This window comes from Staphylococcus pasteuri (assembly GCF_030547725.1).
Classification (GTDB): domain Bacteria; phylum Bacillota; class Bacilli; order Staphylococcales; family Staphylococcaceae; genus Staphylococcus; species Staphylococcus pasteuri.
The window spans coordinates 1-240 of the sequence record NZ_JAUOQO010000869.1; the positions used below are offsets into that span (position 1 = coordinate 1).

The following is a 240-nucleotide window of genomic DNA, read 5'->3' on the forward strand; positions in this document are numbered from 1 at the left end:
CCTTTATGTTAGGGGTAAGCCCAGAAGCGGCAATTGCCTCTTTTGCAGCAGTTAGCGCACTGTTTGTATTGCCAACTTATCCAACCCTATTGGCGGCGGTAGAAATGGATGATACTGGTTCTACTCGTATTGGTAAGTGGGTATTTAACCATCCTTTCTTTGTTCCAGGCGTGGCCACTATTACTAGCTCAGTTATCCTTGGCTTTATATTGGCTGGTATTATTTTATAAGCGCTTGGCT

Annotated in this window: 1 protein-coding gene; it reads left to right on the top strand. The window is 44.2% G+C overall.

The window, feature by feature from the left end; all coding sequences use genetic code 11:
- On the top strand, positions 1-230 hold a 230-nt coding region (locus Q4528_RS15755), incomplete at its 5' end, for an anaerobic C4-dicarboxylate transporter family protein (RefSeq protein ID WP_512701008.1).
- Between the last annotated feature and the right edge of the window lie 10 nt (positions 231-240).